Source organism: Aeromonas media, from assembly GCF_020423125.1.
GTDB classification, from domain to species: Bacteria; Pseudomonadota; Gammaproteobacteria; order Enterobacterales; family Aeromonadaceae; genus Aeromonas; species Aeromonas media.
The window spans coordinates 2,684,931-2,708,225 of the sequence record NZ_CP075564.1 but is presented as its reverse complement, the minus strand read 5'-3'; the positions used below and the strand labels follow the sequence as shown (position 1 = coordinate 2,708,225).

The 23,295-nt window shown below is 64.1% G+C and carries 19 protein-coding genes and 1 tRNA gene; 5 read left to right on the top strand and 15 right to left on the bottom strand.

Features of this window, described 5'->3' with window-relative positions:
- The first annotated feature begins 1 nt into the window (after position 1).
- Together KI797_RS12410 and KI797_RS12405 are read left to right on the top strand one after the other, a co-directional pair.
- Complete coding sequence (locus tag KI797_RS12410) at positions 2-646, top strand: LutC/YkgG family protein (RefSeq protein WP_226169539.1); 645 nt, start codon at positions 2-4, stop codon at positions 644-646.
- Entirely contained in the window at positions 646-3,438 is a 2,793-nt protein-coding gene (locus tag KI797_RS12405; protein WP_226169538.1) for an FAD-binding and (Fe-S)-binding domain-containing protein, read from the top strand. Before KI797_RS12410 ends, KI797_RS12405 begins: the two co-directional genes overlap by 1 nt.
- Before the next feature lie 209 nt (positions 3,439-3,647).
- On the opposite strand, the gene KI797_RS12400 is transcribed toward KI797_RS12405, so the two are convergent.
- Complete coding sequence (locus KI797_RS12400) at positions 3,648-4,628, bottom strand: IS5-like element IS5 family transposase (RefSeq protein WP_226172994.1); 981 nt, start codon at positions 4,626-4,628, stop codon at positions 3,648-3,650.
- Positions 4,629-4,796: 168 nt separating this feature from the next.
- Here KI797_RS12400 and KI797_RS12395 point away from each other — a divergent pair, with 168 nt between their 5' ends.
- From KI797_RS12395 to KI797_RS12385, 3 genes are all read left to right on the top strand, one after another.
- On the top strand, positions 4,797-5,270 hold the full coding sequence (locus KI797_RS12395) for a DUF4357 domain-containing protein (protein ID WP_010674381.1): 474 nt from the start codon (positions 4,797-4,799) through the stop codon (positions 5,268-5,270).
- 135 nt (positions 5,271-5,405) lie between these two features.
- Entirely contained in the window at positions 5,406-6,830 is a 1,425-nt protein-coding gene (nhaD, locus tag KI797_RS12390) for a sodium:proton antiporter NhaD (RefSeq protein ID WP_226169537.1), read from the top strand.
- Between the two features lie 33 nt (positions 6,831-6,863).
- Complete coding sequence (locus tag KI797_RS12385; protein ID WP_128345226.1) at positions 6,864-7,430, top strand: pyridoxamine 5'-phosphate oxidase family protein; 567 nt, start codon at positions 6,864-6,866, stop codon at positions 7,428-7,430.
- A gap of 59 nt (positions 7,431-7,489) precedes the next feature.
- On the opposite strand, the gene KI797_RS12380 is transcribed toward KI797_RS12385, so the two are convergent.
- From KI797_RS12380 to KI797_RS12315, 14 genes are all read right to left on the bottom strand, one after another.
- Complete coding sequence (locus KI797_RS12380; RefSeq protein WP_226169536.1) at positions 7,490-8,686, bottom strand: Bcr/CflA family multidrug efflux MFS transporter; 1,197 nt, start codon at positions 8,684-8,686, stop codon at positions 7,490-7,492.
- A 52-nt stretch (positions 8,687-8,738) separates the two neighbouring features.
- Positions 8,739-10,427: a hypothetical protein gene (locus tag KI797_RS12375; protein ID WP_226169535.1), complete on the bottom strand. Its 1,689-nt coding sequence runs from the start codon at positions 10,425-10,427 to the stop codon at positions 8,739-8,741.
- Positions 10,428-10,496: 69 nt separating this feature from the next.
- Positions 10,497-11,756, bottom strand: a complete 1,260-nt coding sequence (locus tag KI797_RS12370; protein WP_226173108.1) for a hypothetical protein — start codon at positions 11,754-11,756, stop codon at positions 10,497-10,499.
- A gap of 106 nt (positions 11,757-11,862) precedes the next feature.
- Positions 11,863-12,423: a hypothetical protein gene (locus KI797_RS12365; protein WP_226169533.1), complete on the bottom strand. Its 561-nt coding sequence runs from the start codon at positions 12,421-12,423 to the stop codon at positions 11,863-11,865.
- A 139-nt stretch (positions 12,424-12,562) separates the two neighbouring features.
- Positions 12,563-13,987, bottom strand: a complete 1,425-nt coding sequence (locus tag KI797_RS12360; RefSeq protein ID WP_226169531.1) for an FAD-dependent oxidoreductase — start codon at positions 13,985-13,987, stop codon at positions 12,563-12,565.
- Positions 13,988-14,072: 85 nt separating this feature from the next.
- Positions 14,073-14,897 carry an FTR1 family iron permease gene (locus KI797_RS12355; RefSeq protein WP_182785678.1) on the bottom strand — a complete coding sequence of 275 codons (825 nt, stop codon included), beginning with the start codon at positions 14,895-14,897 and terminating at the stop codon, positions 14,073-14,075.
- On the bottom strand, positions 14,897-17,878 hold the full coding sequence (locus KI797_RS12350) for a YncE family protein (protein WP_226169529.1): 2,982 nt from the start codon (positions 17,876-17,878) through the stop codon (positions 14,897-14,899). Before KI797_RS12350 ends, KI797_RS12355 begins: the two co-directional genes overlap by 1 nt.
- Positions 17,879-17,882: 4 nt before the next feature.
- Positions 17,883-18,332, bottom strand: a complete 450-nt coding sequence (locus KI797_RS12345; protein WP_226169528.1) for a hypothetical protein — start codon at positions 18,330-18,332, stop codon at positions 17,883-17,885.
- Between the two features lie 119 nt (positions 18,333-18,451).
- Complete coding sequence (locus KI797_RS12340; protein ID WP_010674393.1) at positions 18,452-18,937, bottom strand: YqhA family protein; 486 nt, start codon at positions 18,935-18,937, stop codon at positions 18,452-18,454.
- An 82-nt stretch (positions 18,938-19,019) separates the two neighbouring features.
- Positions 19,020-19,721 (bottom strand): peptidase, encoded by a 702-nt coding sequence (locus KI797_RS12335; RefSeq protein ID WP_226169527.1) that lies wholly within the window; start codon positions 19,719-19,721, stop codon positions 19,020-19,022.
- 31 nt (positions 19,722-19,752) lie between these two features.
- Positions 19,753-20,553 (bottom strand): transglutaminase family protein, encoded by an 801-nt coding sequence (locus tag KI797_RS12330; RefSeq protein WP_226169526.1) that lies wholly within the window; start codon positions 20,551-20,553, stop codon positions 19,753-19,755.
- Positions 20,550-21,476 carry an alpha-E domain-containing protein gene (locus KI797_RS12325; protein ID WP_010674396.1) on the bottom strand — a complete coding sequence of 309 codons (927 nt, stop codon included), beginning with the start codon at positions 21,474-21,476 and terminating at the stop codon, positions 20,550-20,552. The genes KI797_RS12330 and KI797_RS12325 overlap by 4 nt, the downstream gene beginning before the upstream one ends.
- Positions 21,470-22,906: a circularly permuted type 2 ATP-grasp protein gene (locus tag KI797_RS12320; protein WP_226169525.1), complete on the bottom strand. Its 1,437-nt coding sequence runs from the start codon at positions 22,904-22,906 to the stop codon at positions 21,470-21,472. Before KI797_RS12320 ends, KI797_RS12325 begins: the two co-directional genes overlap by 7 nt.
- 311 nt (positions 22,907-23,217) lie before the next feature.
- A tRNA-Asn gene (locus KI797_RS12315) sits at positions 23,218-23,293 on the bottom strand.
- Between the last annotated feature and the right edge of the window lie 2 nt (positions 23,294-23,295).

Here is a 23,295-nt window from a genome sequence, read left to right as displayed (position 1 = left end):
GATGTCGAGCAAAGAGGTCATATTAAGCCGCCTGCGCGGTGCCGCCACCCCCATTGCCCACGCCCCCCATGGCTGGCAGCCCTGGCGCGGGGAGGATGAACAGGCGCGGCGTGAGCGCTTTGTTGCCGGGATCAGCGCCAGCCATGCCGAGATCCTCACAGTCCAACAGGCAAACCTGGCCCGGGATCTGGCCGCCTGGCTGGATCAAGAAGGCGTGACGCATCTGGCCTGTGGCCAGGGCGGTCGCTGGCAGGCGGCGGTCGCGGCGGCTTGCGCCGGGCGATCTGTGTTGACCCCGGCGGGGGAGTTTTCCGGCTGGAAGGACGATCTGTTCGACACTCGTCAGGCCGGCATCACCCACTGCGCGGGGGCCATCGCCGATACCGGCACCCTGGTGTTGCTGCCCGATGGTGGCGAGCCGCGCACCTTGTCCCTGGTGCCCCCCTGCCATATCGCGTTGCTGGCGGCTTCCACCATCGCCGACAACCTGGCCGGGCTGGTGGCGGCCGGGCGCTGGCAGCAGGCCATGCCCACCAACCTGCTGTTGGTCTCCGGCCCCTCCAAGACCGCCGACATCCAGCAGACCCTGGCCTACGGTGCCCACGGCCCGAGCCGCCTCTTGGTGGTGCTGGTGGAGGATTGCTGATGCCCTGGAACCAATTTGACGCCGCCGTGCTCTCGCGTATCCCGCCGGAGCGGCTGGTGAGCGACCCGGACTTGCGATTGGCCCACGGCACGGACGCCAGCTTCTACCGGCTGGTGCCCGAGCGCATCGTGCGCCTCGATTCCCTCGATGAAGTGCGCTTCGTGCTCGGGGTGTGCCGCGAATTGAACCTGCCGTGCACCTTTCGCGCCGCCGGCACCAGCCTCTCGGGCCAGGCCCTGAGCGATTCGGTACTCATCACCCTGACCGACAGCTGGCGCGGCCACCGCATTCTGGACGAGGGTGCGCGCATTGCCCTGCAACCCGGGGTGATCGGCGCCGATGCCAACCGTTATCTGGCGCCCCTGGGGCGCAAGATTGGGCCGGATCCCGCCTCCATCAACGCCTGCAAGCTCGGCGGCATCGCCGCCAACAACGCGAGCGGCATGTGCTGCGGCACCGCCCATAACAGCTATCACACATTGCACGCCATGACCCTGCTGCTGGCCGATGGCACCGTGCTGGACAGTGGCGATCCCCAGAGCCGCGCCGCCTTTGCGGCCAAACGCCCGGAGCTGCTCTCGGGACTCGCCGCCCTGCGCACCGAAGTGCTGGCGAATGCCGAGCTTGCCGCCAAGATCCGCCACAAGTACCGGCTCAAGAACACCACCGGCTACGCCATCAACGCCCTGCTCGACCATGAGGACCCCGTCGATATCCTCACCCACCTGATGATTGGCTCGGAGGGGACCCTCGGTTTTATCGCCGAGGTAGTGCTCGACACCGTGCCGGAATACCCCCACAAGGCCTCGGCCCTGCTGGTGTTTCGGGACGCCGAGCAGGCCTGTCTGGCCACCTCGCGCCTGAAAAGTGCGCCGGTGGCGGCGGTGGAGCTGATGGATGGGCGCTCCCTTCGCTCGGTGGCGGGCAAGCCCGGCCTGCCGGACTTTATCAAGACCCTGGATCTGGCTGCCTGCGCCCTGCTTGTCGAGGTGCATGGGGAATCGAAGGAAGAGCTGGTGGATCGCTGCGAGCAGGTGACGGCCATGGCCGCCGAGTTCGTTCAGGTCGCCTCTGTGCCTTTTACCAGCGACAGCGCCGGGCTCTGGGCCATTCGCAAGGGGCTTTTCCCGGCGGTGGGGGCGGTGCGCACCACCGGCACCACCGTCATCATCGAGGATGTTGCCTTTCCCATCGAGCGTCTGGCCGAAGGGGTGGCGGGGTTGCAGCAACTGTTTGATCGCTTCGAGTACGGTGAGGCGATCATCTTCGGCCACGCGCTGGAGGGGAATCTGCACTTCGTCTTTACCCAGGGCTTTGACGATCCGGCCCAGGTGGCCCGCTACGGCGCCTTTATGGATGCGGTGGCCGAGCTGGTCGCGGTGCGCTTTGGCGGGTCCCTCAAGGCCGAGCACGGCACCGGCCGCAACATGGCCCCCTATGTGGAGCTCGAATGGGGGCCAGAGGGGATGGCGCTGATGCGCCGCATCAAGGCGCTGCTGGACCCGGACGGCCTGCTCAATCCCGGCGTCATCATCAACGACGACCCCAAGGCCCACCTTGCCCACCTCAAGCCCATGCCGGCGAGCGATGCCATCGTGGATCCGTGCATCGAGTGCGGCTTTTGCGAGGCGGTCTGCCCCTCGCGCACCCTGTCACTGTCGCCGCGCCAGCGCATCGTGCTCTATCGGGAGTTGTCGCGCCGTGGTCGCAGCGGTGAAGCGGCAGGGGATCTTGCCCGGCTGTTTGACTATCAGGGCATCGACACCTGCGCCGCGACCGGGCTCTGCGCCGATCGCTGCCCGGTGGGCATCAACACCGGCAGCCTTATCAAGAAGCTGCGCAGCGACAAGTACCAGCGCTTCGTGCCCATCGCCCGCTGGAGCGCCGATCACTTCGCCGGCGTCACCCGCACGGCCCGCGGTGCGCTGGGCCTCAAAGCCATTGCCGGCAAGCTGCTGGGGGAAAAAGCGCTGGCAGGGCTGGTGAACGGGGTTCGCCATCTGAGCGGTCAGCGCACACCCGCCTGGCTGCCGACCCTGCCGGGGCCGAGCCGCTACCAGTGGCCGCCAGGGAAGGGGAGCCATAGCGGACCCAGCGAGCGCGCTGTGGTTTATCTGCCGTCGTGCGCCAGCCGGGTATTCGGCCAGCAGGAGGATGCCCCGTCACTGCCGGACGTGGTGTTATCCCTGCTCAAGAAGGCGGGTTGCCGGGTCATAGTGCCGGTGAGAGTTGAGGGGCTCTGCTGCGGCATGCCCTATGACAGCAAGGGGATGGTCGAGGTGGCACAGGCCAAGCGCAGTGAGCTGGCCGAGGCCTTGTGGCAGGCAAGCGAAGCCGGCCGCTGGCCCGTGCTGCTCGACACCAGTCCCTGCGTGCAGCGGCTGCTCTCGGGGGCACTGGGCAAGGGCCTGCGCATATTCGAGCCCTCCGCTTTTGTGCTGGAACACCTGCTGCCGCACCTTGAGCTGACCCCCATCGATGAGACCGTGATGCTCTATATCACCTGCAGTAGCCGGCGCATGGGGCTGGGGGAGGCGATGCTCAGCGTCGCCCGTGCCTGCGCCCGGGAGGTGATAGTGCCGGAGCATATCCAGTGCTGCGGCTTTGCCGGCGACAAGGGGTTGATGACCCCGGAGCTAAACGCTGCCGCGCTCGCCAGCCTGCCCGCGCAGGTACCAAGCCATTGCCGCCAGGGTTTCAGCAACAGCCGCACCTGCGAGATGGGGCTGAGCCAGCACGCCGGCATTTCTTATCACAGCATCCTGTATCTGGTGGCGCAGGCGGCGAAATGAACAAGACCCGGCAGAATGAATTCTGCCGGGTCTTGTTGGTTGGCTAATAGGTGGGTGCTCTAGGGAAGGTGCGAATAAGCGGGGAAATTCTTCTCGGCTGACTCAGTCATTTCATTTCTTCATGTTTGAGCCGATTTTTTCTCCCGTAAATGCCTTGAATCAGCCTATTTAGACCGTTTCTTCGCCATTTAAGGCGCTATTCCCAGTTTTTAGTGAGATCTCTCCCACTGACGTATCATTTGGTCCGCCCGAAACAGGTTGGCCAGCGTGAATAACATCGCCAGTTGGTTATCGTTTTTCAGCAACCCCTTGTATCTGGCTTTCACGAAGCCGAACTGTCGCTTGATGATGCGAAATGGGTGCTCCACCTTGGCCCGGATGCTGGCTTTCATGTATTCGATGTTGATGGCCGTTTTGTTCTTTCGTGGATGCTGTTTCAAGGTTCTTACCTTGCCGGGGCGCTCGGCGATCAGCCAGTCCACATCCACCTCGGCCAGCTCCTCGCGCTGTGGCGCCCCTTGGTAGCCGGCATCGGCTGAGACAAATTGCTCCTCTCCATGCAGCAGATTACCCAGCTGATTGAGGTCATGCTCGTTGGCAGCGGTGGTGACTAGGCTGTGGGTCATGCCACTCTTGGCATCGACACCAATGTGGGCCTTCATGCCAAAGTGCCACTGATTGCCTTTCTTGGTCTGATGCATCTGCGGATCGCGTTGCTGCTCTTTGTTCTTGGTCGAGCTGGGTGCCTCAATGATGGTGGCATCGACCAAGGTGCCTTGAGTCATCATGACGCCTGCTTCGGCCAGCCAGCGATTGATGGTCTTGAACAATTGGCGGGCCAGTTGATGCTGCTCCAGCAGGTGGCGGAAATTCATGATGGTGGTGCGGTCCGGCAAGGCGCTATCCAGGGATAACCGGGCAAACAGACGCATGGAGGCGATTTCGTACAGAGCATCTTCCATCGCGCCATCGCTCAGGTTGTACCAATGCTGCATGCAGTGAATGCGTAGCATGGTTTCCAGCGGATAAGGTCGCCGGCCATTACCAGCCTTGGGGTAAAACGGCTCGATGACTTCCACCATGTTTTGCCATGGCAGAATCTGCTCCATGCGGGACAAGAAAATCTCTTTTCTGGTCTGACGGCGCTTACTGCTGAATTCACTGTCGGCGAAGGTAAGTTGATGACTCATGATGAACCCTGTTCCATGGCTCCAGATGACAAACATGATCTCATATCAGGGACTTGTTCGCACCTTCCTTAGTGATCGCGCCTGCAAAAGGGATGGGGATCCTCGCTGGATCCCGCTCGCCTGAGGTGGTTAGAATAGGGCCTTCCATGGGTCACAGGATGAGCAAGGATGTTACACAAGCAAGTCAGTTTTATCGTCGACAGCAAGGGCGTCAAGCAGGCTGCCGTGGTCCCCATCGATATCTACAACGAGCTGATGACCCTGCAAAAGGCCCTCTCCGACAACAAGCCGGGGGAGCGCGAGCTCTACCACTTCAACGGCAAGGGGGCAGAGGCCCATGGTTATCCGGTGGGCAAGCGGCAAAACCCCGGCTTCATGGTCCAGGCGGGCTCCACCGCCAACGGCGAGGATGCGGCCTCCCTGCGCGAGGCGGTGATCGAGCTGCGCCAGGAGCTGCTGGGCAAGGGGGTGCTCGTTCCCCACCCCGAAGGGGGTTTCATCTTTACCGCCGATCAGCTCTTCAACAGCCCGAGCCTGGCCGCGAGCCTGGTGGCGGGCAACAACCGAAGCGGGCTGGATGCCTGGCAAAACAGCGCAGGCTACACCCTCAAGCAATCGGGTTTTGGCAAGAAGACCTCCTGATGACGGGGCCCGGCAACGGGCCTCGCTCATGTTTGCCTGAGTGCCCGCGGCGAGCCGCTCATCAGGATGACAAGGAGGGCGGCTTCCCTTTGCGCTGCTAGCCTCAATGCCAGACGCCTGCCAGGAGATGCCGCCATGTCTGGACTCCTTCGCCTCGTGCCCGGGGCGGCCCTGCTCAGTGCCCCCGCCGCTGCGGGCAACGGCCCCCTCGATCTGACCCACAGCGGGGTCGGGCTCTTCGCCCTCGCCATCTTCGCCCTGGCTTATGCCCTGGTGATGGCCGAGGAGTACCTGAAGCTGCGAAAGTCCAAGCCGGTGCTGGTGGCCGCCGGCATCATCTGGATAGCCATTGGCGTCGTCTATGCCGGGCAGGGACAGAGCCCCCTGGCACACGAGGGGTTTCGGCAAAACCTGCTGGAGTATGCCGAGCTGATGCTGTTCCTGCTGGTTGCCATGACCTACATCAACGCTATGGAGGACAGGTTGCTGTTTGCCGCCCTGCGCGCCCGCCTGGTGCGGGCGGGGCTCAGCCTGCGCACCCTGTTCTGGCTCACGGGATTTCTGGCCTTCTTCATCTCCCCCGTGGTGGACAACCTCACCACGGCACTCCTGATGTGTACCGTGGTGCTCAATGTGGCCAACGGGGATCGCCGCTTCATCAACCTGGCCTGCATCAACATAGTGGTGGCGGCCAATGCCGGCGGCGCCTTCAGCCCTTTTGGCGACATCACCACCCTGATGGTGTGGCAGGCGGGCAAGGTGCCGTTCCAGCAGTTCTTGCTGCTCTTCATCCCCGCCCTGCTCAACTTCCTGGTGCCGGCCACCCTGATGAGCCTGATGGTGCCCCGTCTGGTGCCCGCCATGCCGGGCGAGATGGTGGTGCCAAGGCGCGGCGCCGTTGTCATCGTGCTGCTCTTTGTGCTCACCATAGTGACCGCCGTCGCCTGCCATCACTTCCTGGGGTTGCCCCCCGTGCTCGGCATGATGATGGGGCTGGGCTACCTGCAATTTTTCAGTTTCTATCTGCGAAAGACCCAGCCCGTCACCCTGGCCCGGGCACGGGCGCTGTATGAGCGCACCGGGGACGAGGCCAGGCTGCTGCGTCTGGGCTCGGTGGTGCCGTTCGATGTGTTCAACAAGATTGCCAAGGCGGAGTGGGACACCCTGCTCTTCTTCTACGGGGTGGTGATGTGCGTCGGCGGCCTCGGGTTTATGGGGTATCTGGCGCTTGCCTCCCATTTCCTCTACGACGGCGGCGATCCGACCCTGGCCAACGTCGCCATCGGCCTGCTCTCCGCCCTGATCGACAACATTCCGGTGATGTTCGCCGTGCTCTCCATGGAGCCGCAGATGAGCACGGGGCAGTGGCTGCTGGTGACATTGACCACCGGGGTGGGGGGCAGTCTGCTCTCGGTCGGCTCCGCCGCCGGGGTGACCCTGATGGGGCAGGCCAGGGGCATGTATACCTTCGTCGGGCACCTCAAGTGGTTGCCTGCCATTTTGCTTGGTTATATGGTCGGCGTAGGGGCGCACCTGTGGCTCAACAGCGCCCTGTTTTAGGCAACCCGGTTCCAGGCACCATGGAGAGGCAGGATGGGACAACTGTTCGAGGCGCTTTTGCCGCGCCATGTCACCTTTATCGAGGGGCAGAAGATCTTCTTTGTCGGTACGGCAGCCGCGAAGGGATCGGTCAATCTCTCCCCCAAGGGCGGGGATTCGCTGCGCGTCCTCGATGCCCACACCCTGGCCTGGCTCAACCTGACCGGCAGCGGCAACGAGTCCGCAGCCCAGGTGCTGCAACAGCCGCGCATGACGGTGATGTTCTGCGCCTTCGAGGGGGCGCCGCTTATTCTGCGAGCCTATGGCCAGGCACGGGTGCTGCACCGCACTGATCCGCAGTGGCCGTCGTTGCTGGCGCTGTTCCCCCCAAGCGTCGCGGCTCGCCAGATCTTCCTGCTGGACATTGAACGGGTCCAGACGTCGTGCGGCATGTCGGTGCCCCTGTTTGACTATCAGGGGGACAGGGAGGATCTCGCCAACTGGTCGGCACGCCAGGGGCAGGAGGGGATTGAGGCCTACTGGCGCAAGAAGAACCAGCTAAGCCTGGATGGGCTGGAGAGCGAGATCCTGGCGCGCAGCGGGTTGCAGGCCGATGACTGAGGCCTGCGCCCCGATGGAAAAAGCCCTGTCCATGGACAGGGCTTTTTCATTGCAAGGCATCAGGGGACGCGCTTGCCGCTCAGCAGCCAGTAACTGAGGGCCGACCCCAGGCCGCAACCGGCGATGGCGATGGCCATGGGGAGCGGCGATTCGGGGGGATTGAGGTTGACCAGGACCCCCACCAGGGCCCCAAGGCCAAAGCGCAGGGTGCCCGCCAGCGCCGAGGCGGTGCCTGCGGACTGGGGGAAGTGGCCCATCAGGCCGGTCATGGCGTTGGCCCCCACCAGGCTGATGTGGCCGACGAAGAGCACCACCGGGATGACGATGCCCCACAGGCCGCCGATCTGGCTCCAGGCGTTGTAGATGAGCAGGGCCCCGGCGAGCGGCAGCACGGTCAGGCCGTATCGCAGCATGCGTTCGGCACCCACCCCTTTCACCAGCCGGCTGTTGGCGAAGGTGACCACCATCATCAGCAGGATATTGAGGCCAAAGAGCCAGCCGTAGTGCTCGGTCGGCACCTTGAAATACTCGATGTAGACATAGGGGGAGGCGCTCAGGAAGGCGAACATGCCGGAGCTCGACAGAGCGCCGCACAGCACATAGCCCATGGCACCACGGTGGGAGAGCACCCCCCAGTAGTTGCGAAGCACCTGCCCGAGTCGCAGGGGCTGCTTGTGCTCGGGTTTGATGGTTTCCTCAATCTTCCACTGCATCACCAGGCAGATGAGCAGGCTGATGGCCACCAGCAGCCAGAAGATGACCCGCCAGTCGCTGTGAGCGCTGATGTACCCCCCCACCACGGGGGCCACCAGGGGGGCGAGGGTCATCACCAGGATGACGAAGGACATGGCGCGGGAAAACGCATCCTTCTCGAACAGGTCTCTCAGCAGGGCGTTGACCACCACCGAGCCAGCCGCCCCACCAGCTGCCTGCAACATGCGCCAGGCGAGGAGCTCAGGCAGGGAGTCCGCCATGGCGCAGCCCACGGAGGCCACGGCAAACATCGTCAGGCCCGCCAGGATCACCGGCTTTCTGCCGAAGCTGTCGGCGAGCGGCCCGTAAAAGAGCTGGCCGATGGCAAAGCCCCCCAGGAAGGCGCTGATGGTGAGCTGGGCGCCGTCGATGCTGGTAGCCAGATCCCGGGCGATGGCGGGAATGGCGGGCAGATACATGTCCACCGCGAGGGGAGTCAGGCCCGCCAGGGCACCGAGCAGGATGAAGAGGAAACGGGGGGAGAGGGAGCTGGCTTGGGGCATAGGGTATCCGAGTCGTGGGCTGGGCCGGGTTAAGAGGCAGGTGTTGAGTCTATCAGTTTTGGCGGGCGCGATCAGGTGCATCCTGCCCGATGCCCTTTTGTCTGGTGTGGCGCCAGAGCAGCCAGAGCCAGGCAAGCCATCCGAGCAGGGAGAGGGCATTGCCGGTGCGCTCCGGCCAGCGCGCCGCCAGGGTCAGGGTGAGGCTGTGGTGGCCCGCCGGAACCCAGAGTTGCATCAACCCCTGGCGATTGGCGCTCACCGTCAGCGCCAGGTGCCCGTCGAGGCGGGCCTCCCAGCCGGGGTAATGGTATTGGTGCAGGACCAGCCGGGTCGGCACCCGGGCCTTGATCTCCAGCGCCAGGGCGCGGGGTTGCCAGCGGGTCAGGGTCCAGCTTGCGCCTGGCGGTTCGGCGCTGACGGGCGGCTGGAACTCCTCCTTCCAGGCGAGCAGGGTCGGGGCGAACATGCCTCCCGGTACCTGCCTTGGCCTGTATTCCCGGGCACTGCGCTTGCTGTCGAACTCGAATGCCATGGCCCCCCGTTCGGGGGCCTGGGTGAGGGGGGCGTGACGCACATAGGCCAGGGTGGAGAGGAGGGTCAGCAGAAATACTCCCCACCAGAGCCCCTGCCAGAGACGATGGGGCTGGGTGCCGAGCGCCACCACGGCGACCGTGGCAAGGGCGAGCAACAGGTTGAGCCGCCAGGGAAACTGCACTCGCTGCAGGGGGGGAAGCAGGCTCCAGAGAGGCTGGCTCGGGGGCAGCATCATCAGGAAGGCGACGACGCCGATCGCCCCCCAGAACAGCAGCTCGGGGTGGCGCGGCTCCCGGGCGGCGGCCCAGGCGATGAGCAGCAGGGCCAGGGTCAGCATGCTTTGCCACGCCAGGTGACCGCGAAAACGCCAGTCCTCCCAGGCGCTGGGCAGGCGGTCGAGAAAGTTGCGCCTGTAGTCGAACATGCCGCCGCGCATCAGCTCCATGGAGATGGCCCCCTGATCCGCCAGGGCGGGCAGCAGCAGGGCGGCTGCCATGCAAAGCCCCACCCCCTGGGCGCCGAGGGCTTGCCAGCAGGGCGTCAGAGTGCGGGTGCGTCTGGCGAACCAGAAGGCGCGCAAGGTGACCAGCCCCATCATGAGCAATAGGCTGGGGAGGTGGGAGAAGGCCAGCAGCGCCAGCCCCAGGATCAGCAGGGGCAACCCCTGAGGTCGTCCGCGGTGGGCGCGATCCTGCCCTAGCAGGATAAGGGGGGCCCAGGCGAAGGCCCAGAACTCCGCCAGGGCGAAGCGGGCATAGAGATCCATGGCGACATGATAGGGCAGCGCCAGATAGAGCAGGCTGGCGGCCAGGGCCCGGCCAGGGGGCGTGGTGGCACGCAGCCACAGATAGGCAAACACCCCGGAGAGCAGCAGGGCCAGGGTGGCGCTGCCAAGCAAAGGGTAGATGGCCTGCTGGGGGTGGGCACCGGGCCCGGCAAAGAGGGCGCTGACGTAGTAGGGGAGCGGGGGATAGAAGAAGAAGGTGGGGCTGCCGAAGCCGCCGTTCATGGCCATCAGCCAGCGGGGATAGAGCTCCCCCTGCCAGAGCTGGCGGGCAAAGTAGTGGCCGGAGAGCAGGTGATGAAACAGATCGTGTCCCTGGCTGCCCCCCTGCCACCAGAGCGGCAGCATCAGCAGGGCGCAGGCCAGCAACAGGGCCAGCACGACCCGTATCCCCTCCCCGGTTCCGCTCGTGTTTCTTTCCATTGCACTGGTTCCTGACAGACCCGGCTGTGAGTGTAGACGAGTCGTGCGATGCCCTCGCAAGCGCCCGGTTCAGCGGGCCAGGGCGAGCCAGAGGCCGGGTTCGGCGTGAAAGCGGGGGGCAAGCCAGAGGGTGTCATAAGGGCCTGGCAGCGCCTCTGCCCCCAGGGGGCGGCGGCTGAGACGGCAGGCCCCCTGGGTGAGCGCAAGGGCGGCATCCCCCCGGTACCAGCCGTCGGTGACGGGCAGGGTTGTGGTTTCCCTAAGCAGCCTCACTCCCCACTGAGTCACCAGCGCCGGGCAGTTTTTTTCGGCGACTCTGGCCGCCTGCACCATGGCGGATGGGCGGGGTGGGGTGAAGGTCACCGCGAGCAGCAGCAATCCGGCCAACGCGACCAGCCCAACTCCTCGGCGTGGCAGCCAGCCTGCCAGCAACACCAGGCCGAGCAGGGTGATGGGCGCGAGATGGCGGGGATTGTCCGGATTCTGGCCAAACAGGGTCCAGAGCAGCAGGGCGAGCCAGTAGAGGGACCAGGCCGGGGAGAGGGCGGCATGGCCCTTTACCCTTTGCCAAAGAGGCTGCGCCAGCAGTCCCCCGACAGCCAAAAGCCAGAGCAGGGTGAACTGATCGTTGAAGGTATTCGCCCAGCTCAGCAGTCGATCCCCGTGGGCTGCCGCCGTGTTGCCCCACAGGGTAAAGTGGCCGTCGGTAAAGCGCCGCCCCTCGGCAAAATAGGCCCAGCCGTCGGCCTGCCAGACAAACAGCAGGCAGGCTAGCCCTACCAGCGCGATAGGGAGCACAAATCTGACGCGGTTGCCCTGCTGCGCCATCCCAAGCCAAAGGGGCAGCAGGGCCAGCACGAAGTAGGAGGGGCGCAGCGCCAGCATGAGGCCCAACAGCAAACCCGCCAGCGCTATCTTGCGCTGTTGCAAGGCCAGCAGCGCGCCCAGCCAGGCCGCGAGCGCCGGCCCGTCGGACAGGCCGGAGAGGGCGAGCGTCGGGGTGAGCGGCAGGGCCAATACCAGCAGCCAGACCGGCGCCAGCAGGCTTGGCCGCTGCCACAATCTGACCGCGAGGTAGGCGGCGAGCGGCGCCAGCAAACTGCTCCCCAAGAGGCTTGTCCACAGCACCGCCCGGGCCGGTTCGTCCACCGCCAGATTGATCAGCCGCGCCAGCCAGATAAAGGCGGGGTAGCCCGGAAAGTGGGGGGAGAACTCCAGCACGCTGAAGCGCACCACCCCGTGGGCAAAGTTGAGGGCATCGTCGGAATCGAGCGCAACGGGGAAGGTCAGCAGCCAGCCAAGCCAGGCCAGTTGCAGCAGGGCAAGCAAGTAGAGTCGATTGGCGAAGCGTAATCGGCCGTGGCGACGCCCCCCTTCTCCCCGTGCGGGAGAAGGGTTGGGGATGAGGGGGGCCGTCGTCATCGATGAGAGGCCATCAAAGCGGCGCCAGCACGGCCATCAGCGCTTTTTCGGCATCACTAAAGGCAGCGGCATCGGCAGGCTTGGCACCCACCCCGAACACTCCCGGGTTGCCGATGGCGTCGAGCACCTTGGCCAGTGCCTGATCGGCCGCCTTGCGATCCCCTTCGCTCAGGGAGGGGAGGATCAAGTCGAGGAAGCGCTTGCTCTTGACCACCAGCACCTTGGCGGTCTGGTAGTCGCCAAGGTTCTGGCTGGCCCCCTCGAGACGGCGTTCGATCTCCGCCTTGTAGGCCCGGTTGAGCAGGGCCGCGGTCGCTGCGGCGTCTTTGGCCTTGATAGCGGCCGCGAGCGGTGCTTGCAACTCGACCTTGTGATGCTGCTCCAGATAGGCGAGCTCGTCGGCAATCTCGCTCAAGGTGGCGCTGGCATCCTTGCCGTCAGTGGCGGCGCCAAGCAGCGCCTCACGGGCCTCGATCAGCGGCTCTTTGCCGGCGGCGGCGTAGGAGTAAGCCTGCGCCTGGCCGCTCAGCGTCAGCAGCAGGGTGAGGGCAAGTAAACCCGGGCGTATGTTCATCCTGTTCTCCTTACTTATGCCAAAAGGTTATGCCAATGGCGCGGCCCTCAGGCCACGCTCTGGGTTTCGATCACGGTGTTTTTGTTGCGATGATTGAAGGTGTTGCGGCGTCTGTCTACTTGTTGGGCACCGACAATCATCAGGCCACGCTCTGGGTTTCAATCACAGTATTTTCATTGCGATGATTGAAGATGGCGTGGCGTCTGTCCACCCCGTCGATCACCATGTCGGCAGCCATCATGCCCATCTCCATGGCGGTGTCGGTGAAGATGTAGCGGAATGTCCCCTGACGGCCGGTCATGATGAGGTTATTGATCGGCATCAGCGCCTTGATGGCTTCGTTGCGGCGTGCCTGATAGCCCAAATCCATCAGCGGATAGGCGTACTCGCTGCGCGCCTCGAAGGTCTCGTCGCCAAGCTTCTGGGTATCGACGCCGAGGCTCGCGAGATCAGCGGTGACCCGGCCGCGCAGATCGGCCAGCGGTGCCTGCCAGGTGGCATCCCCCGGGTTGCAGGGGATCTCCAGCATCACCGAAGTCTGGCCCTGGGGTGCCATAAAGGGGCTGCGCCGGCGCGGCTCCTGCAGGCGGGTGGCCAGAATATGGGGGTCGGAGAGGTACTGCCAGGTGTTGTCCGACAGGTTCTCCTGCTTGAGAGGCATATTGACGAAGCGAAGCGACCGGTAGTGCAGATCGCACGGCAAGCCCAGATGCTGGCAGGTGAGCGGCAGCGGCAGGGTGGAGATCACCTGATCAAAGCGCTCGCTCTGCTCAACGTCAACTTGTGACCAATAAACCCGTTCGATGCGGCCATTAGCCTGCTCGAGGCGGGTGATGGTGGCGCCGGTCTTGAGCTCTACCCCCTCGGCCACCAGCCGCTCGCCCAGGGTGGTGAAGATCTGGCCGAAGCCATACTTTGGATAACGATATTTGCGGGCATAGGTACGCACCGAGAGGTTGCCGCTGCGCCTTGGCAGCAGGCGGCGGGCCACGTCTTTGAGATCGATCAGGCTGATGCGCTGGCCGGCCCAGTCGGCGGAGAGACGGTCAGGGTTGATGCCCCACAGCTTGCCGGTGTAGCCCTCGAAGAACTGGCGATAGAGGGTGCGACCGAAGTGGCTCTGGATCCACTCGGCAAAGCTCGCCCTGGCAAAATCGGTGGGCTTCTTGGCAAAGGGCAACAGCAGCAGATCCTTCATCGCCCCGGCCATCAGTGGCAGCGGCGCTGTCTTGAGCAGGTTGGTCAGATTGAGGGGGTAGTCATAGGTGCGCCCGCCAAAGCGGATCACGCTCTTGCGCTCGGCGTGGAGCAGGTCGTCCCCCATCAGCTCGTCGATAAAGGTGAGCAGCTCGGGGTTCTTGGTGATGAAGCGGTGGCCGCCGTAGTCGAAGCGATAGTCGCCGTCGCGCCCCTTGAAGGTCTGGGTGGCGCACATGCCGCCCACCACGCTCTCTTGCTCGAACAGGGTGACCGTAAAACCGGCCTGGCAGAGGCGCCAGGCGGCCATCAGCCCTGCGGGACCGGCACCCAGCACCGCAATGTTTTTCTTGTTGTTGTCGCTCATGACTGTCTATCCGAAAAATCTGGCAAAGGAAGAGGCTTAAAAAGCGGCCCCTTGGCCGCTTTTGAGGGAGCTGCGCAACGCGCGATCAGCCTTGGGCCCTGGGTTGATAGCTGCGATGCCAGAGGGTGACGAAGATGACCAGATAGGCAGCCCAGGTCAGCAGCTGCAGGCCGGCCGGCGAGGCATTGTAGCCAAACAGGGCGCGCAGGAAGGTACCGAAGACCCCCCGATCGTCGAGAACCTGGCTGATGTTGAACACGGGCGTGGTCCAGAAGGTGATGACGTCTGCCGCCTGCAACATGTTGACCGCAGAGGAGAGCAGGCCAGCGGCGATGATGATGATGAGCAGGCCGGTCCAGCGGAAGAAGGGGGCCAGCGCCACCTTGCGGGTGGATCGCAGCAGCCCCCATACCAACGCCACCGAGACCAGCAATCCGCCCAAGGCGCCGATGAGCCCCTCATGCAGATCCACCCCCTGCCCTGAGTAGATCAGGGCCGAGAAGAACAGCACGGTTTCAAACCCCTCGCGCATCACGGCGAGGAAGGCGAGCAGCACCAGGCCAAAGAGGTTGCCGCCATCGATGGCCGCATCGATGCGTGCCGTCATGGCCCCCACCTGGGATTTGGCCTGCTTCTGCATCCAGATCGCCATGTAGGTGAGCACCAGGGTGGCGAAGAGCAGGATCCCCGCCATCAGCAGGTGGTTGTAGCGCTCGCTCTCGAACTGGCTCACCACCACCTGGAACAGGAAGGCGACGACGAGGGAGGTGATAAGGCCGAGCCCGACTCCCAGATAGATGAGCTTGTTGTAGCGGCTCGCCCCCAGCTTGGCGAGGTAGGAGAGGCAGATGCCGACCAGCAGGAAGGCTTCCAGCCCCTCACGTAGGGTAATGAGAAAACTTGCGAACATCAGGATTGAGGCTCCGTATCGGGCGTGATGGGGAGGGGCTGCAGGGTCAGTTGCAGCCGATTGAGTTGCACTATGGGTGGCGCCGGCAAGTCCGGCTCGGCGGCGCGCACCGCATCACTGACCCACTTGGGGTAGGTGCGGAAATTGAGTCTGATGTCGGCCTTGAAGGGGCCTTGGGCATCCGCCGGCAGCGGCCAGACTTCATCGCGCCAGCCATCGGCCGGAATGCGGGTATCTTCAAGGAGCTTGGCGTAGCGCCAGAACTTGAGTCCCACCGGCTTGCCCTCGGCATCGCCGAACACCTTCCTGAACAGGCGCGCATCCTCGGGCACGGCGCTGTTCACCGGCTGGCCGCTGGTGAGCACGATGTTTCCGTTGGCGTCGGTGACGGTCAGCTCCAGCCAGATCTCGCGAAAATCGGCCACCCCGGTGGGGAGGGCGTGGCCGGCGCCGACGTTGGTAACCCGCACCACCAACTGGCGGTTATCGACAGTCCCATCAATGCGGGCGGAGAGCGTGGCGCTGGCGCGCAGCAGTGCCAGGCTCTCCTGCTCGAGGGCCGGGTTCCTCAGCCCCACCAGCTGGTGCTGGGCGCCGGTGAAGTTGTGGCGATAGAGCCGTTCCTTCACCGGGCCGTTTTCGGTGGATTGGCCCGCTACCGGTTCGCCGCCGTTGCCGGGCTCCGGATTCATGTGGCAGTCGATGCAGGTGCGCCGCCTGGCGGGATCGTCTGCTTTCGCGAAGCTGGAGTTCTCCCACTCATCCCAGGTGTTGACGATGTTGGCGCCGGTGCCCGGGGCAAACTCGTTGTGACACGACTTGCACAGGGCCGCATCCCGGTAGAAATCCTTCTGGTAGGAGGCCTTGTGCATGGCGGGGCGGGAGTTGATCTGCCGCTCGGCCAGCCAGTGCTGAAGGCTGCCCCCCGGGGCATCCTCGAACACATAACTCTCCCTGTCTTTCAGGTTCACCGTGAAGGCACTGTTGCCGCCAGCATCCTCGAGTTTGGTGATGCGATGGCACAGCACGCAGCCGGTGCCTTCCTCGACAACCGGTTCACCTGCCTTGTGGGCCGCAACCAGCGAGGCGCCGCCCTGCTCAAACATGTGGGAACCCTTGGGCAGATCCTGCTGGCCGTTCAGCACCTGCTGGGGCATGTGGCAGCCCTGACACCACTGGCCGAACGCTTCCCCTTCGGTCTCGCGGGCCAGCGCCTGCACCACCTTGTAGTAGGGGTGGGAGTTGCCCATCAGCCGGTGGTTGCTCTCGCTCCAGTCTTTGAAGGCCTGTTGGTGGCAGTTCTGGCAGGAGGCGGAGTTGAGCCACGCTTTCGGGTGAGTGGTCGGCGCCTTGGCGGGATCTGTGCGCGGGGCATCGAGTCGCAGCCAGTTGGCAAGATAGGGGAGGTTGCCGTCCGCCGTCACGAAGGCGTGCAGATCCTCCATCATCGCCTGCACTTCGGGTTGGGGCTTGGCGGGATCCACCACTGCCGCGCCATCTCGGGTGTCGTGGCCCATGCCGCCCTGGGTTTGCTGAGTCATGCGCAGGTATTCGCCGACAAAGTCCCCCGCCACCATGTTGGCGAGGTTGGCGTGGCCGTTGATGGCGTTGTCGCCGCTCTTCTGGCGATGGGCCGCCATCAGGTGGCGGTTGGTGAAGTTGAAGCCGTCCAGATGGCAGGAGTTGCAGCTCATCCAGTTGTCCCCGGCCATGGGGAAGCGGCTGTTGGCGGCGGTATTACCCAGGTTGAACAACCGCTCGCCGCGCTTGGGAGGCTCGGGGCGGGGATCCGTCTCCACCAGTTTGGCGAAGTGGGGCACATCCACTGTCACCCGGGCGAAGGGGCTGCTGCCGCCGGTACTGAGGCGGGTGAGATCCTGTCCCATGGCGTTGTGCACCAGAATGTGGTCGCCATCGATCAGCAAGTCCCGAGGATTCTGGCCCGGCAGGTGGCGCAGCAGCTGGGTCGCCTTGGCGCCTCCTTGGAACTTCTTGCGGCGGTGGCGGTTGCTGTTTTGCTTGCCGCTGCGCGAGAGGTCGAACACCAGCAAGTCCTCGGAGCCCGCCAGGGTCAGATAGACCCGCTTGCCGTCGGCGGCGAAGCGCGCCGTGAACGGGTTGGAGACGATCTGGCTGCGGTTGCCGACGTTTGGCAGGTTGATCTGCAAAAAGAGCTGCTTGCGCTCGTCTACTCGTTCAGTGATGCGCTCACTCTCTTCATCCAGATTTATGATGGAGACCGCCGGGAAGACGGTGCTCTGAAACTGGAAGGGGTGGTCGAAACTCCACAGCACATGGGGCAGCCAGGCTTCGCTGCCATCGGGGGAGAGGGCGATGCCATCGAGCAGGCGCGGCAAGCCCTGGGAGTTGCTTGGTGTGGCGCTGTGGGTCTCGGCCAGGGTAATGAGCCTGGGTTTGGGCAGGGTCGCGCCTTTGGCGCCGTTCTCAAGCCTGGCGAGATCATAGATGGCGAGTTGGCCCGTCATGGCGTGGGTGAGCAGCAGGCGATCGTCGTCGGTCAATGCCAGCCCGCGCGGGGTCTCGGCAGTCTCTGCATCCAGCTGGAGCTTGCCCGAGCTGTCATAGGCCTGCAGGCGACCCGATTCGAACAGGCTGACCCAGAACCAGCGCCGTTTGGGGTCGAAGATGACGCCGTAGGGTCGATGGCCGGTGGGGATCGCCTTTTCCAGGTCGAGATCATCATCCAGCAGCAGCAGGCGATCGCCGCTGTAATCGGTGACCAGCAGGGTACCGTCGTCTGCGCGGGCCAGCTGGCGCAGATCCCCCCCCAGTTGCACCTCGTTGAGTCGCTTGCCGCTTTCTCGTTCAAGCAGTGTGACCGAACCAGCGCTCTGGTTGGCCACCAGCAGGCGAGGGGCGTCGCCCTCGTCATAGGCGATCATGGCGGTGCCCATCTCCTGGGCGGAGGCAGTCCCCGGCAGCAGGGCGGCGAACATCAGGGATAACAACAACTTCAACATAAGATCAGGTGCGCCATGTCAAGATGGTCCAGCGCCAGGCGTGGCGCAGCACCAGGGGCGTCAACGCGAGCGCGCTCAGCCAGTGGGTCCAGCTGGCAAGGTTGCCGAGGCTATCCCCCGGGGTGCCGTGCAGCACCAGCAGCAGGCCGCTGGCCAGACAGACCAGCAGCAAGGCTTCGATGATGCGCCCGGTGGTGCGCAAGAAAGGCTTGCGGCTCTTGCTCAGCAGACTGCGATGAGAGAGCCAGAAGGCACCAAACAGCAAGGGAAACAGGGTGAGCGAGAGCATGACATGGAGAAACAGATTCCAGCGTGCCAGGGACCAGACCGGGGTCAGCGGCTCCCACAGCAGCAGGCCGGAGAAAAACATCAGGTAGAGGGAGCCCTCGGCGGCCTGATGGTGATAGGCCAGCCACTGCCAGCACTGTCGGGGTGAGAGGGAAAGGCTTGTCATTGATTGCTCCAACGCCCGGGCGGTACGGCCCGGGGGGAGCAAGTTTATAACGCAGTAAGGGTAATGAAAAGAGTTATCAATTCGGCTCTTGATGAATAGACCCTGAATGGCGCCGGGCCCTATTTGTGCTCCGCCAGCCGCTCGGTCACCGCATAGATAAGTGCCGCGGTGGAGAAGGCGAGGAAGACGATGACCGACCACTTCATCTCGATCTCGTTGCCGGTGCCGTCGTCGAGGAAGGCTTTGAGCACCTCGATGCCGGCGATGGTCACCAGAGAGTTGATGACGATGAGCTTGAGGGACGCGAAGTTGATCTTGCTGAGCCAGTTGTCGCCGAGGGCCGCTCGCTGCTCCGGAGTCTTGATGAACTGCACGTAGCCGCAGATGGCCACCAGGATCAGCATCTGGGCGACCAGCACGAAGTCCACCAGGGTGAGTACCCCCGTGATGAGATCCAGATAGTGGATGTCGATGATGTCGCGGCACAGCACATAGAGCTGCATGGCGAACTTCACCATCAGGAGGGCGACACAGATAAGGATGCAGACATAGAAGGGGAACATCATCAACCGGCTGCCGTTGAGCATGACGTTGAAGCGGCGCATGGGAAACTCCATCGAAAAGGAAGGCAGCCAGAATATCCGGAAAGAAAGGAGCGGGAAAGCGCCTTGGCGCCTCCCGCCCGGCCTAGAGGGGGAAGGTGGGAAGGCCCCGGAACAACTGCTGCAACCCCTCTCCCCAGGCCTTTCGCAGCGCCACGAAATGGGGGTTCTGTTCGGTGATGCGGTGCTGGTTCGTCGCCGAGAAGCTGCCCTCGTGATAGACCAGGGCATCCAGGGGCAAGCCCACCGACAGATTGCTGCGCAGGGTCGAGTCGATGGAGATGAGGGCGCACTGCAATGCGGTCTGAAGCGGCGTCTCATGGTGAATGATGCGATCGATGATGGGTTTGCCGTACTTGCTCTCACCAATCTGGAAGTAGGGGGTGTCGGCGCTCGCCTCGATGAAGTTGCCCTCCGGATAGATGTGGAACAGGCGGTGGCGCTCCCCCCGGATCTGCCCCCCCAGCAGGATGTTGCAGCCGAAGTTGATATGGCCCTGCTGCTGACCCCCATCCCGGCTGATGACGGTGCGTATGGTCTGGCCGATGAGGGCGGCAGCCTCGTAGAGGCTGGGGAGGGCAAGGAGCTCCTGCCCCTCCGTCAGCAGGCTGATGACGCTCTGGGTGGTGGCCAGATTGCCGGCGCTTTGCAGCACTATCACCCTGTCCTCCCGGGTGAAGAGGTGCAATTTGCGGAAGGTGGCGATGTGATCCACCCCCGCATTGGTGCGCGAATCGGACGCAAACACCATGCCGTCTTGCAGGCACATGGCGACGCAATAGGTCATGACCGCACTCCCGCCAGGACTCTCCCGGTCTTCATTGCTGCTGTCCATCCAGGCGGGTCACCTGCGCCTGGCTCTGCAACTGTTCGCACCCGCCGCCATAGCGCACGCCGCGCACCGGACAGGCATCCAGATAATCCATGCCGACCGCGAGCTTGAGGTGCTCGCTGGTGGAGCTGGTGAGGTTGGTGACGTCGAACGTGTGCCAGCGCTCCTCGATCCACACCTCGGCCCAGGCGTGCATCGCCACGTGGCTGCTGTCCTGGCTGTAAAGGTAACCGCTCACGTACCGGGCCGGCAGGCCGGCGTGGCGGCAGCAGGTCAGGAAGACATGGGTGTGGTCCTGACAGACGCCGCTGCCCGAAGCAAGTGCCTCGTCGGCGCTGAAGGTGGCATCCGTGCTGCCAGGTTGATAGGGCATCAGCACCAGGATGCGTGCCATCAGGCTCTGCAAGTCGGCCAGGGTCGGCGCCTCTGGCAGGCAGGCCTTCGCGAGATCCTGCAGGGCCGGGGTCGGGCGGGTGAGGGGGGTGGGCCTCAGGTAGCTCAGGGGAGAGATGAGGGAGGACTCCTCATCTTCCGGGGCGTCGTCGCAGATCTCCACCTCCCCGTGGGCGCGGATCAGGATCCCCTCGTGGGGGGACTCCAGGCTCAGCACGTGCAGTATGTTGCCGTAACCGTCCGTGGTGCAGGTGGCCTCCCCCGGCAGCTCCAGCTCCCAGGAGAGGATCTGCTGGCGGGCCGTGCTGTGAGGAGTCAGGCGCAGGTACTGGGTGCTGCGGCGCACCACGTCGGCATAGTGGTAGCGGGTCTGGTGATCGATGATGAGTCTCATAATACCTCCAGGTAGGCGGCGTGGATGCTCTGGCCGATGGCGCCGATGTCGCTGAGGAAATCACTCAGGTACTCCTGCATGCCGAGGGCAAAGACATCGTCGATGGCGCCATAGGTCAGATGGGCGTTGAGTATGGTGGTCAGGCGCCGGGGCGTCTGGCCGGCGTTGCCCTCGATCTGGGCCAGGATCAGCTCCATTTCGTCGAGGCAGGCGCGCAGGGAGCGCGGTACTTCATTGCGCAGGATCAGCAGCTCGGCGATGGAGGCATGGGAGAGCGTCTTGTAGAGGGTCTGGTGGGCCTCGTAAGCGCCCACTGACCGCAACAGGGCGTTCCAGCGGTAGAACTCGCGCACGCTGTCCTCGTCCTCCCGGATCACCTGATACTTCACGGTCAGGATGCGTGCCGTGTTGTCGGCCCGCTCGATGAAGGTACCAAGGCGCAGGAACCAGAGCACGTCACCGCGCATGATGGTGCCATAGGTGGCGCCGCGAAACTGGTGGGAGCGCTCCTTGATCCAGTCGAAGAACTCCTGGGCCTGGCCGCTGGAGAGCCCCGCCTGGCGGCGCCGGCGGATCTCTATCCAGGCGGCGTTGATGCTCTCCCACACCTCACCGGGGATCTTGCCCCGCACGGCGTGGGCGTTGTCCCTGGCCATGCGCAGACAACTGAAGATGCTGCTCGGGTTCTCCTCGTCGAAGCAGAAAAATTGCAGCAGGTTCTCCATGTTCACCTGGCCGTAGCGGGCCAGGAAGGGCTCATGGGTGCCGCTGATGGTGAGGGGCGCCACCAGCTCGCTGTGATCGGCGTCGATGGAGGGCATCAGCGACATGGTCTGGGTGACGTCCAGCATGCGTGCCGTGTTCTCCGCCCGCTCCAGGTGGCGGGACATCCAGTAAAGTTCGCTTGCGGTGCGGCTCAGCATGGGCTGCCCTCCATGACCCAGGTGTCCTTGGTGCCACCGCCCTGGGAGGAGTTGACCACCAGAGAGCCTTCGGTGAGGGCGACCCGGGTCAGGCCGCCAGGTACCAGGCGCAGCTCCTGCCCCGTGAGGACGAAGGGGCGCAGATCGATGTGGCGGGGGGCGATACCGGCGTCGACGAAGGTCGGGCAGGTGGAGAGGGAGAGCGTCGGCTGGGCGATGTAGTTGTCCGGCCGAGCCTTGAGCAGCTCGCGAAAACGGGCCAGCTCCTCGCGGCTGGCGCAGGGGCCGATAAGCATGCCGTAGCCGCCAGCGCCATGGACCTCCTTGACCACCAGCTCCTCCAGGTGCGCCAGCACATAGGCCAGGGCCTCGGGTTCCCGGCACTGCCAGGTGGGGACGTTGTTGAGGATGGGCTCCTCCCCCAGGTAGAAGCGGATCATCTCCGGCACATAGGGGTAGATGGACTTGTCATCCGCCACCCCGGTGCCGATGGCATTGGCCAGCACCACGCCGCCGGCGCGGTAGACCGAGAGCAGCCCGGGCACGCCGATGAGGGAGTCCGGGTTGAAGGCGAGGGGATCGAGGAAGTCGTCGTCGATGCGGCGATAGATGACATCCACCCTTTTCAGCCCCGTGGTGGTGCGCATCAGCACCTGACCATCCTTGACCACCAGATCCGCGCTCTCCACCAGCTCCACCCCCATCTGCTGGGCGAGGAAGCTGTGCTCGAAGTAGGCGCTGTTGAAGCGCCCCGGAGTCATCACCACCACGCAGGGGTTGTCCACCGGGCTGCTCTCGCGCAGGGTCTGCAGCAACAGGGCCGGGTAGCGCTCCACCGGGGCGATGGGCTGGTTGTGAAACAGCTCCGGGAAGAGGCGCATCATCATCTTGCGGTTCTCCAGCATGTAGGAGACCCCGGAGGGGGTGCGCAGGTTGTCTTCCAGCACATAGTACTCACCGTCGTGGTTGCGGATGATGTCGACCCCTGTGATGTGGACATAGGTGTCCCGGTGCAGGTCGACCCCCTGCATGCAGGGCTGGTACTGGGCATTGGTGAGGATCTGGGCGGCCGGGATCACCCCCGCCTTCAGGATGCGCTGATCGTGATAGATGTCGTGCAGAAAGGCATTGAGGGCGGTGACGCGCTGGCGGATCCCCTTGTCCAGATGTTGCCACTCCCGGGCGGGAATGATGCGGGGAATGCTGTCGAACGGGATGAGGCGCTCGGCGCCGTCCCCATCCCCGTAGACGTTGAAGGTGATGCCGACCCGGCGAAACAGCAGGTCGGCCTCTTCACGCTTGCGCTCTATGCTCTTCTCGTCGGTCTGGTGCAGCCACGCCAGGTAGGCGTGGTAGTGATCGCGAAACTGGTTGTCGGCGAGCAACATCTCGTCGTAGCAACCGGGTCCGGGCGGCTTGATGGGTAGCATAGGCAACTCCTTGTGACGTCCCTGGCGTCAGGACTTGCAAGGGGTGTGCCAGTCAATTGAGTCGCTATGAAGGCCGGTATCAGTAATTTTCTGCTGATAAATCATATGGATGATTATTCTGTCAGCATGGGGAAAAGGGTGCTGCACCAGACTGGTACCCCATAGAGGGTAGCCCTGCGCCATCTTGTGGCAGTGCCTCCAGGCGCGATGAGGAGAGACCGGCAAGGAGGGGAGGCAATGCTGCTTCGCCTTGCCCCGTGCTGGGGCAGCAGAAACGAAAAAGCCCAGTCCTGAGACTGGGCTTTAGAAAATGGCTCCCTCGACAGGACTTGAACCTGTGACATACGGATTAACAGTCCGCCGTTCTACCGACTGAACTACGAGGGAAT